We start from the raw sequence: 13,010 nt of genomic DNA, 5'->3' as shown, positions 1-13,010 counted from the left end.
TTTAATTAAGTAAAGCAGAAAATTCTATTTCTACCAAAATATTAGGGTCGATTAATTTTGATACTTCGACCATGGCAGTAACTGGTTTTATATCTCCAAAATATTCTCCATGCGCTTTTCCGATATCTTCCCATTTGGCAATATCAGTACAATATATTCTAGTACGTATTACATTAGACAAATCAGCGTCTAACTGTGACAACACTTTTTTTACAGCCTCGATGATGGCGACTGTTTGTTCATATTCATTTGCACCTGGAGCAGTAGTCCCTGAAACTTCAATGATATTTCCTATTTTAATCGCTCTGGAATATCCTACAATATCTTCCCAAGGAGATCCAGTTGCTATTTTTTTTACTTCTTGCATTTTTACTCTAATATTTTAATTCCGGCACTATTTATTTTAGATATATGAATATCAAAATCTAATCCTGTTGTTGCATATACCTCTCTGATGGCATCAGCTACTTTTTTTGCGGTATCCATTCCTTTGCTTAAAGCAAATATTGATGGTCCGGATCCAGAAATACCGCATCCTAGTGCGCCATTCTGAATTGCAGCATTTTTTACGTTGTTAAACTCTGGAATCAGGATAGAGCGCATAGGCTCTATAATTACGTCTTCCAAGCTACGTCCAATTAAATCGTAATCTTCGGTAAATAGACCAGAAACAAGTCCTCCTAGGTTACCCCATTGATGAATAGCTTGCTTCAGTGTTACCTTTTGCTTGATTACAGATCTGGCATCCGATGTTTTTACTTCAATTTGCGGATGTATTACGGTCATTACTAAATCTTTGGGTGTATGAAGTTTTATAACATCCAAGGGATCATAACTTCTTACCAGTGTAAACCCTCCTAAAAGGGCAGGAGCAACGTTATCAGCATGAGCGTTACCACTTGCTAACTTTTCTCCTTCCATCGCAAATTCCACTAATTTGTGAGGAGAAAACGGATTGTCGAGAAGGTGATTAACAGCCCAGACAGCACCAGCACTACTAGCAGCGCTGCTTCCAATACCACTTCCTGCTTTTATGTTTTTGTATATTTCTATATTAACACCAATTTCCTTTTCGTATATTTCGAGTAATGCTTTCACAGCAACACCAGCTACATTTTTATCGGTTTCTATAGGTAAATCAGCACCTTCTATTTTAGTGATTCTAACACCTGGTTCGGAGGATAATGATATGATCATTTCATCACCAACTGTATCTAAACAGCAACCTAGGACATCAAAACCACAAGACAAATTAGCTACTGTCGCTGGCGCAAATACTTTTATACGTTTTGTTTGTGATTGCATAGTTTACTTTTTACCAATTCTAATTATATCGGCAAATATACCGGAAGCAGTAACTTCTGCACCTGCACCTGCTCCTTTAACAATAAGGGGTTGCACCGGATAACGATCTGTGTAGAAGAGAACAATATTATCACTTCCTTCTAAATTATAAAATGGATGATCGGCTGGAATGTGTTGCAACCCTACTTTTGCTTTTCCATCTTCGTACTGAGCAACATATTTTAGTCGACAATCTTTTTGATTAGCTTCGTCAAGAATTTTTGCAAAATGATCTTCGTTTGTTTTTAATGTTTCGAAGAAATCCTCTACCGAAGCTGTTTCCAGGCTTTCTTTTGGTAAAAATGCTTCTTTTTCAATGTCCTCAAGCTCCATTATTTGTCCACTTTCACGTGCTAAAATCAAGATTTTTCTGGCCACATCTACACCACTAAGGTCAATTTTAGGGTCTGGTTCTGTATATCCTTCTTGTTGTGCTTGTTTTACAATGTCATAAAAGTTAGTTCCTTCTTTGTAATTATTAAACACAAAATTGAGACTACCTGATAAAACTGCTTGAATTTTATGTACATGATCACCAGAAGCAATGAGGTTATTTAGTGTGTCAATAATCGGTAAACCAGCACCTACATTGGTTTCATATAGGAAAGAAGCACTAAATTTTCGTGATAGTTCTTTCAATTCAGCATAATTCACATATTCATCGGCACAAGCAATTTTATTGCAAGTTACCACAGCCATACTTTCAGCTAGATAATGTTTATAAACTTTTGCGATATCCGGATTGGCGGTGTTATCTACAAAAATGGAATTACGAATGTTCATTGCTTTAGCAGTTTCAAAGAATTTTTCTGAGTTGGCTTTTTCTCCTTCTGCTAATTTTTCTTGCCAAGAGCTTAACTTTATTCCCTGTTCATCAAAAACCATTGTTCTGGAGTTTGAGATTCCAACAACTCTAATTTTTAATCTTAATTTGTCTTTTAAGTAGCTTTTTTGTTGTTCTAATTGTGATAATAGTTTACTACCTACATTTCCAACTCCTGTTATAAAAAGGTTTAATTGTTTTGTTTTTACTTCAAAGAATCGTTCATGTAATATATTTAGTGCTTTTTTGATATCTTTTTTTCCGATAACAACAGATATATTTTTTTCCGAGGCACCTTGTGCTATGGCACGAATATTCACGTTATTTTTTCCAAGAGTACTAAACATTTTCCCACTCAAACCTTGATGATGATACATATTATCACCAACGAGCGCAACAATTGCTGTATCGTTTTCAATTTTAACAGGATCTACTTTGTGCTTGGTAATTTCAAATTCGAAAGTAGCGTCAAGTACAGTTTTAGCTCTTTCAGCATCTACAGACTCTACTGCTAGACAGATAGAATGCTCAGAAGAAGCTTGGGTAATAAGTATTACGTTGATGTTTTCTAAAAACAAAGCTTCGAATAGGCGTTTAGAAAACCCTGGAATTCCGACCATTCCACTTCCTTCTAAAGAAATAATAGAAATATCATCGATATGACTGATTCCTGTAACAGGTTTCGCTCTATTTGTAACTTCTCTTGTTATTAGGGTACCTTTATCTTCAGGTTGAAAAGTGTTTTTTATTACAATTGGGATGTTCTTATCCAAAACTGGGTGAATAGTTGGTGGATAAATAACTTTGGCTCCAAAATGAGATAACTCCATAGCTTCCTGATATGAAATATGGGCAACAGGTTTCGCTTGTTTTACTAATTTCGGATTTGCGGTGTACATTCCACTTACATCGGTCCAAATCTGTAATTTTTCGGCCTGTACGGCTGCAGCCAAAATTGCAGCTGTAAAATCTGAACCACCTCTTCCCAAAGTTGTAGGTTCTCCTTCAGAAGTTCTAGCTACAAAGCCAGGAAATAAACTAATTTGGTGTTTATTATCCTGTGCATATCGCTTTATTCTGAAGTTTGTCTCTTCGTAATCGATAGTTACCTTAGAGGCTTCTGTAGTGATTATATAGTCTCTAGCATCTTTTAGAACAATATCCAGTTCTTTTACCTTAGCAGCTTCTGAAATGATAAAGGAAGATAACATTTCACCAAAGCTAGTGATGACAGATTCAGTTTTTGGGGATAATTCACTTAACAAGAATACACCTTCACATAGGGATTCTAGTTTGTTTAATTCAGATTTTACTTTACTAATAATAGCACTTTGAGAAACAACAGGAATTAATTCCTTAATAACATCTAGATGTCTTGTTTCTACGATAGCTAATGTATTTTTATATTTTTCATTGTTGGAAGAGGCCTCTTTACCAGCTTGAATTAAAAGATCTGTAATACCTCCCAATGCTGAAACCACAAGGTATAAAGGTTGGTTTTCAGATTGTTTTTCAATGATTGTAATTACTTTTTCTATAGTCGCTGCATTTGCAACAGAAGAACCTCCAAATTTTAGAACGTTCATAATATGGTATTTATAAAAGATGAATTGATAAAGCTTTTTCGATAGTTTCTTTACGTAAAATACACTACCTACTTGATTTCTAAAGTTATATAAATGAATTAACCCCTAAGGGTAATAATCGTAGTAGTACGAGAAAATGAAGTATAAGCGATTGCCGCTATTGTTCCTAACGCGAAAAGTAAAACCGAGATTGAAACCGTACTAAACATTAGTTTGCTTTATATTTAAGTTCAAATGTATAATTTTTTACTTTTGAACAAAATAAAAAAGGTGCTAATCATAAACTTTTATTAATACTTTAATTTATGACTTGATTCGTTAAGACATTCTTAAAAATGTATAGTAAAAGGTTGATTACGTAAACACCTAATATTTCTAGTTAATTAATTAAAATTTAAGCTTGTGAAGATATTTTCCGCTGATCAAATGCGAAAAGCAGATGAAATAACCATCCAGACCCAAAACATTACCTCTTTAGATTTGATGGAAAGAGCATCCACTCAAATTTTTAATGTGTTACATCAAAGATTGCAAGGAGCTCCGATTCCTATTCATGTGTTTTGCGGAATCGGAAACAATGGAGGAGATGGACTTGTGATTTCTAGATTATTAGTGGAACATGGGTATCATGTAAAAACGTATGTTGTAAATTTTAGTGATAAAAGATCTAAGAATTTTTTGATCAATTATGATAGGCTAAAAGAAATAGCTTCTGAATGGCCAACCCAAATTAAGTCAGAAGAAGATTTTCCTACTATTAGTCCACAAGATATGGTCATTGATGCCATTTTTGGTATTGGATTAAATAGACCGATTGTTCCCTGGGTTATCAATTTAATCAAGCATATTAATGCTGCCAGAAGTTTTACACTCTCTATAGATGTACCTTCTGGATTATATGCTGATAAAGCTCCGGAAGATAAGGAAGGGGTTATATATGCATCTACAACGGTTACTTTTCAACTTCCAAAACTTGTTTTTTTCCTGCCAGAAACTGGCCAGTATTCTCAGGATTTAGAGGTAATTGATATTGGATTAAGTAGAGAGTTTATTGCTCAGACACCCGGTTTTGCTGATTTAATTGGCAAAAATGAAGTACTTTCCTTATATAGACCAAGACATAAATTTGCACATAAAGGAGATTATGGCCATTGTCTTATTATTGGAGGTAGTTATGGAAAAATAGGTAGTGTAGTTTTAGCTACAGAATCTTCCTTACGAATAGGAGCAGGATTGGCTACTGCTTATATTCCAGAATGTGGATACGAGATTTTACAAACGTCAGTTCCCGAAGCTATGGTAATCACTGACGAAGAAGATGATTATATATCCAATATAGATATTGATTTTGAGCCAACGGTTATAGGTATTGGTATTGGTCTAGGAACTGGAGAGAAAACTATCAACGGTTTTGAGTCATTTCTAAAGAAAAATAAAAGTAATTTGATCATTGATGCCGATGCAATCAATATATTATCCAAAAAACAAGAGCTTTTGGAATACTTACCACCTAAAACAATACTAACTCCTCATCCAGGAGAATTAAAGAGATTAATAGGAGATTGGAAAGATGATTTTGATAAAATCAATAGAGTAAAAGAATTTTCGAAGAAATACGATGCTATTGTTGTAGTAAAAGGAGCTAATAGTTTGATTATTTATCAAGACCAAATTTATGTGAATACTTCTGGAAACCCGGGCATGGCGACTGCGGGTAGTGGTGATGTACTTACAGGAATTATCACAGGATTGTCGGCACAAGGCTATGATCCTCTACATGCAGCGGTATTTGGAGTGTATTTACACGGAATGTCGGGAGACTTGGTAGTACAAAGTACTGGATATCAAGGTTTGTTAGCGAGTGATATTGTCGCTCATATAGGAAAGGCATATTTAGAATTGTTTAAAAAGCCACAACAAATTCCACCTCAGGGATCGCAAACATCATCATAATCCTAGTTTAACGTCAAAAAATAACGTTAAAAACGTACAATTTTATTGACTTTTTGTAGTTACTTTGAATAATGATATCCATACTATCAAGAATTAAATTAAAAAAGCAAAAAATGATGAAAAAAAAGATGATGGCAATTGCTGCGATTGCCTTAGGAGTTTTAGGAGTTTCCTGCTCAAGTGATGATGGACCACCAGTAGCTAATGTTACTATTGAAACAATAGGGTTAGAGAACTTAACTGGAGGATCAACTTATCAAGGATGGTTGATAGTTGATGGTCAGGCAGTACCTACAAGTCGATTTACGAATCCTGCTGGATCAATTAATTTAACTGTTTTGGCTTCAGATCTTGAAAATGCTACTGAATTTGTACTAACGGTAGAGCCAGTAGGTGATACTGATAATGTTCCTTCAGATGCAAAGATATTAACAGGAAGTTTTAATGGATCCAATACTGCAACACTTAATTTCGCACCCGTAGTTGCTGACTTATCAAGTACTTCTGGACAGTTTTTCTTAGCTACACCAACTGATGATGTTGCGGATAATGATGAATTTGGAGTGTGGTTTATGGATGGATCATCTGCTGGATTAACATTACCAGACTTGGCTGCTGGATGGAAATATGAAGGATGGGTAGATTTCGGAAATATTACGGTTTCGACAGGTACATTTTCTGATGTAGACGCAAGAGACGATGCAAATTTCTTTAGTGGATCTGGAGGGATGATACCTGATTTTCCAGGTGAAGACTTCTTAGTTCTTCCAAGTCAAATACCTTTGACAGGACTTACGTTCCCTGCATCTGTAGCAAGTAGAAGAGTATTTATCACGGTAGAACCATTTGGTGATAATGACCCTGCGCCATTCTTTATTGAACCGTTAAGTGGAAATGCTGGAATAACTACGGGACCTGCGAATCCTGTAATGATGACTTCAGATTCTTCAATGCCTTCTGGAAGGGCAACAAGACCTAATTAATAATATAGTTTCCTATTATATTTAGAAAAACTCCCGATTATGGGAGTTTTTTTATTTATATACTGTTTGTTCAAAAGAGAGAAGGAAAAAACCATTAAAAATCTGTTTTGCACGCTCCACTTCTTCCTTGGAAAATGCATTGTTGTCTAAAAGTAATCCAGCTAATGGATATTTTTGCGTTTCATAGATTTTAGGAATTGTTGTAATCTCATTATTATTAATATGAACCATTAATAATACTTTCATTTTTGCAAAGACGGTTGGAAGTTTCTTAAACTTATTATATCCTGCATGTATCACCCATAATTTTTTCATATCGATCATCGAATCGGGTATATAGGCTAAATTATTGTGATCAATATATAGGAATCGAATTTGCTTAAGATTACAAATAGTAGCAGGTAAAGTTTCTAATTCGTTGTGATCAATCCATAAAGAATATAATTTGGGTAATTGTCCTAATAATTTATAAGTTTTGGGATCTTTTATGTTATTATAGGATAAATTTAAGTCTTTGAGGCTTGTAAGATTTATAATATTTTCTGGAAGCTCAGTAAGTTTATTATTTGCGAGATTTATAAATTCAATTGGTAATTCCGAAAGCCTAGAAAGAGTTACATCCATTAATAAATCTGTGTTATGCGCTAAAGAAATTTGTTTTAAATTTTTGAATTGAGAAATAGACTCTGGAATTATATTAATATCCAAACTATCTAAGATTAGTACTTCTAGATTCGTATGGACTGATAAACGTTCAAATGTATTGCTTAGATCTAAATCCGGATTATTACTTAGATTGATCATTCGTAAATCTTTGATCTGCTCAATATTTGCCGGTAGTTGTGTTAGATTTTGATTGCTTAAGTCTAATCGATGAATTTTTAAAATGTTTTCTCCAACTACTTCTTTGTGAGTTTTACTATAAAATGCGGTATACGTAGAACAGCCAGCGCATAAACATATTAATATACTTAAGAATATATATCTGATATTATTTCTCATTCGTAGTGGTTTTAAGAAATATATTTCCAGAAGCTTCGATAAAAATCTTGTCTTTAGTAGCTACTTGCCAAGGAAATCTTGGGTTTAATCCTAACCCATCATGCAATATGTTCTGAATATAAGCTCCTGCTTTTTGACTATTAATTCCCATTTTAGCATGTACGTTATAATTATTCTCTTGATGCGTAGCATAGCCATATAAGTTGCCATAGAATAATTCTTTGAAAGGAGGTAAGGTAAACCAAACGTTTTTTCTTCCATCATCTGAATTAATAGGGTTTCTTGGGGCAATACTATAATTAGGCCTTGCCGTAAATAAATCAATACCAAAACCAAATTTTTGTACAGTTTCGAAATCTCTAATATTTGTAAAACCAATATCTAAAGATCCTGTTACGCCGTAGTCTGTTCCTGAACCTTTGAACAATCCAATACTAAAATCGTTTTGAAAGGAGAGATGAATATTGTGACTGGCGTTGCTAAATCTCATTAAAAATGCACCTCGTCTAAGTCCATAAGACTTTAGTTTTCCTGGTAAATAATCTTTACTAAATCCAAAACCTAATCCCTGAAAGCCACCTTCTCCTTTTGGATTATAAATAATAGTGGTATTTACATTCGAAACTGTAGATCCAAGAAGGTTGCTGTTTTTACCAATTCCAGCAAGTGCAAAGAATTCATAGGTATATGCAAATCCAGATGTTTTGACAGTATGTCGTTTAAGGAATTGATAGGAGAGAAATGATAATCCACTTTCTACTGAGATATCACCATAATTAAGCGTACCAAAACCAGAAGCCCCTAATTTTAACCATTGGTTTTGATTTCCTATAGTAATTTCTGCTTTGAGGATAATACCACCATCTGCACTAAGTCTTTGGGAATATATGGAACAGCCGCCTAAGAGAGTTATTAAAATCAGCGAGTATCTTAAGTAATTAAGAACCATATTATCTTCTTGGGTGATAAGTGTTCATTACTTCGCTTAAGTGGCTTCGATCGACATGCATATAAATTTCTGTTGTTGTAATGCTCTCATGGCCAAGCATTAACTGTATGGCTCTTAAATCAGCTCCATTTTCTAATAGATGCGTGGCAAATGAATGTCTAAAGGTGTGTGGACTAATATTCTTTTGAATTCCCGCTTTTTCAACAAGACGTTTTACAATTGTAAAAATCATAGCCCTTGTTAATTGTCTTCCTCTACGATTTAGAAATAAAGTGTCTTCATGACCAGATTGAATGTTAAGGTGATTCCTAATCTGATCTTTATAAATATTGATGTATTTCTGGGTTACATCTCCAATAGGAACAAATCTTTGTTTGTCACCTTTTCCCGTAACATTAATAAAACCCTCTTCAAAAAAAAGATCCGATAGTTTTAGATTGATCAGTTCACTTACCCGCAGTCCACAGCCATAAAGAGTTTCTATAATAGCTTTGTTACGTTCACCTTCAGCTTTACTTAAATCTACTTTGGAAATAATAAGGTCAATTTCTTCTAAAGATAGTGTGTCAGGTAGTTTTCTTCCTATTTTGGGAGCTTCGATAAGATCCATAGGATTGGTTTCACGATAATCCTCGAATAATAAATAATTAAAGAAACTTTTTAAACCAGAAATCAGACGTGCTTGAGAACGAGCATTTACTAGTTTAGCGGTTTCGTAAATAAATTGTTGTAGTATTTCTTTTTCTATGGAGAGTGGACCCGTCTTAATATCTTGTGACTCTAAATACTTGATTAGTCTCTGAATATCTAAACTATAGTTAATAATAGAGTTGTCCGAAAGTCCTCTTTCTATACGCAGGTAATGTTCGTAATCTTTTATTGCGTGACTCCATTTCATTGGTCTAATATAAAAAGAAAAACCATCCTGATCTAATCAAGATGGTTTAATAGGTTTTAGGGTAATGTTTTTTATAAATGTATCGCGAATCCTATGTTTAATTGAAAAGCATCTGTAAAGAAATCATCATTTAAACTTACATTATATCGTAATCCAGGTTCTATGCTAACATTATCTCCGATAAAGAAAGCGTATCCTCCTTGCACTCCTAAAAATGAAGGATCTTCATCTGCATCTGTACTTACACCACTGTAATCTACCTGTACTGGTATAGATCCAATGATATAATATTTAGCACCAATTTTATAACTAAATCTGTCTACAGCATCTGCATCAGAATTAGCTTTTATAGATCCATACCCAAGCCCAGCTTTTAATGCCAGATTATCCATAATAAAATATCCACCTTCTAGACCAATATTAAAAATCGAACCAGCATCATCCGAGAAAGAAGTAAATTGAATTCCTGTGTTAGCTGTATGAGCAGCTCCAAAGTTTGTATTTGCTTCTATAAGCCATTTTCCTTTAGAGGTTTGCTCACCATCTTGAGCGTGAATAAAAGTAAATGAAAATACAGCAACAACTGTTAATAATAGTTTTTTCATGATAATTGTTTGTTTAAAATTCGAAGTCAAAATTAGAAGAGTGTAAAAATAAAATAGTCACTGTTTTCAGGTAGATTTTAAACAATTGTTTCCCTGAAATTGGGGGTTTAAAATAGGTTATGTATGTATGGATTAGGAAAGATTAAAAAAGAAAACCCATCATAAGCTATCTTATGATGGGTTTCATAGATTTTAAAAAATAATCTTAGAATTTGTAAACTAATCCTAAATTGATATCATCTAAATCTAATCCAAAAGTAATAACGTCTGTTGATTCTGCATTATCAACATCTGGTTTTGCAGTAGCATATCCAAGAGCTCCCCAAAATGCTTCAAGAGCGAAATGATCACTTAAGAAATAGCTAACTCCAGGACCAACATTTACCCCAAAACCATTTATTTTAAGTTCACCTGCACCTTGTTCGGTTTTAGAACTAGCATATTCTAGACCTAATTCTCCAAAAATCGAAAATTTATTAGATGGAGTAAAGTAGTAACGTCCAAAACCTCCAATATTAAAAGTGTTTGTTTTTAAATCTTCGGTTAATGGCGTTTCTTGCTTACTTGTTGTAAATCCTAATCTAGCCCCTACAGCGATATTATCTGAAACGAAGAATCCTGCTCTAGGAGTAAATTCAAAGGAATTGTTCTTTATATCACCAGTCTTTGTTGAATTGTAGCCAAAAGACCCAGAAAGGAAAACATCTCCTTTAGCAAATCCTCCATCTTGTGCGTTAGCAAAAGTTAATGCGAACACTGCAATTGCAGTTAAAATCAATTTTTTCATATTGTTTGTTTATTTGTTTATATCCCATTAGTGACATTATAAGGTATTTTGTTACGCCATTTTTCCGAAACTTTCTGGTGTTTGTTTACGATAATTTTTAAGATGTTTAAAATCAGTTATTCATAAAAAATATTTAACATTATTTAATTCTACTTTTGATAGAATATTAGAATAGCAATATTGTAAATCTTGTAATATGGATATTATTGACTCTTATAGTTTTTAAATTACTTGGATTGGTTTCAAAAAAATAGAGTTACTTTTGAGTATTAACCTATTTTAATAATATGAAGAAAAGGATTATTATTTTTGCAGTTACGATTTTGAGTATTTCAATAATGAGTGCTCAAAAGATTTCGGATGAAGATCCATTATATGCTCGTGCAGGTTTTAAAGGTGGTGTCAATTATAGCAGTATTCTAGGAGATACAGATGATGTAAGTGGAAGAGTACGAATACATCTTGGGGCAGTAGTAGAATATCCTATATCAAGTAAGTTCTATATTCAGGGTGAATTATTATATTCTGCACAAGGGTATAAAACAGATGTAGCAGGAGTAGAGCAAACGATAAGTTTAAATTATATTTCTTTACCCATAATTTCTAAGTTTTACATAACTGATAAAATAAGTTTGGAAACAGGACCACAGTTTTCTTTATTAACGACTATCGGAAATGATGATGTAGCGGACAATGATCCATTTTTTGATTCTTTTAGAGACCTAGATGTTAGTTGGGCTTTTGGGGCAGGCTATAAGTTAGAAAGTGGTCTGTTTTTTCAATTACGATATAATCTTGGTTTAACAAATATCAATGACCCTGGAATTATAGATGTTACCAATAGAAATTCTATAGCTCAATTATCTGTAGGATATTTATTTAAAACAAAAAACAATAGAAGAGTAATACGAGAAGCGTACGAATGAGAATTTTAATTTTAAACGGGCCTAATTTAAATCTATTAGGAAAACGAGAACCAGGTATATATGGAAGTCAAACTTTTGAGGAGTTTTTCGGTACTCTACAAGAAAAGTTTAAGGATATTGAATTAGCATACTACCAGTCTAATATAGAAGGAGAATTGATTACTAAAATTCAGGAAGCAGATGGTGCTTTTGAAGGAGTAATCTTAAATGCAGGTGCATATACACATACCTCTATAGGTATTGGAGATGCTATAAAAGCAGTTGCTGTGCCAGTTGTAGAAGTTCATATATCTAATACTTTTGGAAGAGAAGAATTTAGACATCAATCATATATATCTCCTAATGCCAAAGGAGTTATTCTTGGTTTCGGATTACAAAGTTATGTAATAGCTATTCAAAGTTTTTTATAAGTGTATAAAACGTATTTTAATTGGAGCAGCGGAAAAGATTCTTCTTTAGCATTGTATTATATGCTACAACAAGAAGAATATGATATTTCTTCTTTGGTAACTACAGTTAATAAGGATTATGGCCGAGTATCTATGCATGGATTAAGAGTGTCTTTATTGGAGCAACAAGCTAAAAGTATTAATATTCCACTACACAAAATTGAATTTCCTGCCGAAGTATCAATGAGTTTGTATGATGAGATTATGCAAACAGAAGTCAATAAATTAAAGAATTCTGGTTATACTCATTGTTGCTTTGGAGATATTTTCTTGGAAGATCTAAAAGCATATAGAGAAAATCAATTACAAACTGTTGGTGTGCAAGGTATTTTTCCTATATGGAAGAGAGATACAAAAGTGTTGTTAGAAGAATTTATAGATCTTGGTTTTAGGGCGATTACGGTTTGTGTAAATGCTAATTATCTAGATGAATCCTTTTGTGGAAGAGAATTAGATCGGGGTTTTTTAGAGGATTTACCAGAAAACGTAGATCCATGTGGCGAAAATGGTGAATTTCATACGTTTGTTTTTGATGGGCCAATTTTTAAAGAGCCTATTAATTTTGAAATAGGAGAGAAGGTCTTAAGAAATTATAAGCCTTCCGATGATGATAATGACAATTGTTATACAGATCGAGATAGTAAAAGTTGGGATACCTCTTTTTGGTATTGCGATTTAGTCCCTGTATAAATAAAAAAACACCTT

Annotated in this window: 13 protein-coding genes; 5 read left to right on the top strand and 8 right to left on the bottom strand. The window is 33.4% G+C overall.

The features are described 5' to 3' along the window. Nucleotide 1: 1 nt before the first annotated feature. Genes ABD077_RS12035 through thrA form a run of 3 tightly spaced genes read right to left on the bottom strand, consistent with a single transcriptional unit; the run spans nucleotide 2 to nucleotide 3,753 of the window. Nucleotides 2-367 carry a RidA family protein gene (locus ABD077_RS12035; protein ID WP_343912549.1) on the bottom strand — a complete coding sequence of 122 codons (366 nt, stop codon included), beginning with the start codon at nucleotides 365-367 and terminating at the stop codon, nucleotides 2-4. Nucleotides 368-369: 2 nt separating this feature from the next. Continuing rightward, on the bottom strand, nucleotides 370-1,305 hold the full coding sequence (locus ABD077_RS12030; protein WP_343912548.1) for a homoserine kinase: 936 nt from the start codon (nucleotides 1,303-1,305) through the stop codon (nucleotides 370-372). A 3-nt stretch (nucleotides 1,306-1,308) separates the two neighbouring features. Beyond that, nucleotides 1,309-3,753 (bottom strand): bifunctional aspartate kinase/homoserine dehydrogenase I, encoded by a 2,445-nt coding sequence (gene thrA / locus ABD077_RS12025; protein WP_343912547.1) that lies wholly within the window; start codon nucleotides 3,751-3,753, stop codon nucleotides 1,309-1,311. Nucleotides 3,754-4,155: 402 nt separating this feature from the next. Between thrA and ABD077_RS12020 the strand changes: the two genes are divergently transcribed. Together ABD077_RS12020 and ABD077_RS12015 are read left to right on the top strand one after the other, a co-directional pair. Next, nucleotides 4,156-5,706, top strand: coding sequence for an NAD(P)H-hydrate dehydratase (locus tag ABD077_RS12020; protein WP_343912546.1), 1,551 nt, complete (start codon nucleotides 4,156-4,158; stop codon nucleotides 5,704-5,706). 113 nt (nucleotides 5,707-5,819) lie between these two features. After that, nucleotides 5,820-6,689 carry an anti-sigma factor gene (locus ABD077_RS12015; protein WP_343912545.1) on the top strand — a complete coding sequence of 290 codons (870 nt, stop codon included), beginning with the start codon at nucleotides 5,820-5,822 and terminating at the stop codon, nucleotides 6,687-6,689. Between the two features lie 51 nt (nucleotides 6,690-6,740). Here ABD077_RS12015 and ABD077_RS12010 read toward each other — a convergent pair whose 3' ends face one another. The 5 genes from ABD077_RS12010 to ABD077_RS11990 all read right to left on the bottom strand — a co-directional run bounded on the left by ABD077_RS12010 (nucleotide 6,741) and on the right by ABD077_RS11990 (nucleotide 10,930). Then, a complete protein-coding gene (locus ABD077_RS12010) occupies nucleotides 6,741-7,691 on the bottom strand; it encodes a leucine-rich repeat domain-containing protein (RefSeq protein ID WP_343912544.1) in 951 nt (316 codons plus the stop codon). Beyond that, nucleotides 7,681-8,640 (bottom strand): hypothetical protein, encoded by a 960-nt coding sequence (locus ABD077_RS12005; protein ID WP_343912543.1) that lies wholly within the window; start codon nucleotides 8,638-8,640, stop codon nucleotides 7,681-7,683. Before ABD077_RS12005 ends, ABD077_RS12010 begins: the two co-directional genes overlap by 11 nt. A gap of 1 nt (nucleotide 8,641) precedes the next feature. Beyond that, nucleotides 8,642-9,538, bottom strand: coding sequence for a site-specific tyrosine recombinase XerD (xerD, locus tag ABD077_RS12000; RefSeq protein WP_343912542.1), 897 nt, complete (start codon nucleotides 9,536-9,538; stop codon nucleotides 8,642-8,644). A gap of 71 nt (nucleotides 9,539-9,609) precedes the next feature. After that, nucleotides 9,610-10,143: a porin gene (locus ABD077_RS11995; protein ID WP_343912541.1), complete on the bottom strand. Its 534-nt coding sequence runs from the start codon at nucleotides 10,141-10,143 to the stop codon at nucleotides 9,610-9,612. A gap of 205 nt (nucleotides 10,144-10,348) precedes the next feature. After that, a complete protein-coding gene (locus tag ABD077_RS11990) occupies nucleotides 10,349-10,930 on the bottom strand; it encodes a porin family protein (RefSeq protein WP_343912540.1) in 582 nt (193 codons plus the stop codon). Between the two features lie 287 nt (nucleotides 10,931-11,217). On the opposite strand from ABD077_RS11990, the gene ABD077_RS11985 reads away from it, so the two are divergent. From ABD077_RS11985 to ABD077_RS11975, 3 genes are read left to right on the top strand one after another with little or no spacing between them, the layout of a single operon-like run. Further along, on the top strand, nucleotides 11,218-11,856 hold the full coding sequence (locus ABD077_RS11985; RefSeq protein ID WP_343912539.1) for a porin family protein: 639 nt from the start codon (nucleotides 11,218-11,220) through the stop codon (nucleotides 11,854-11,856). Then, nucleotides 11,853-12,266: a type II 3-dehydroquinate dehydratase gene (gene aroQ, locus ABD077_RS11980; RefSeq protein ID WP_343912538.1), complete on the top strand. Its 414-nt coding sequence runs from the start codon at nucleotides 11,853-11,855 to the stop codon at nucleotides 12,264-12,266. The genes ABD077_RS11985 and aroQ overlap by 4 nt, the downstream gene beginning before the upstream one ends. Further along, nucleotides 12,267-12,995, top strand: coding sequence for a Dph6-related ATP pyrophosphatase (locus tag ABD077_RS11975; protein WP_343912537.1), 729 nt, complete (start codon nucleotides 12,267-12,269; stop codon nucleotides 12,993-12,995). Nucleotides 12,996-13,010 lie beyond the last annotated feature (15 nt).

Origin of the sequence: Aquimarina litoralis, from assembly GCF_039523995.1 — a bacterium.
GTDB lineage: Bacteria > Bacteroidota > Bacteroidia > Flavobacteriales > Flavobacteriaceae > Aquimarina > Aquimarina litoralis.
Note: the sequence above shows the minus strand (reverse complement) of the source record. Positions and strands in the feature narration are given on the sequence as shown.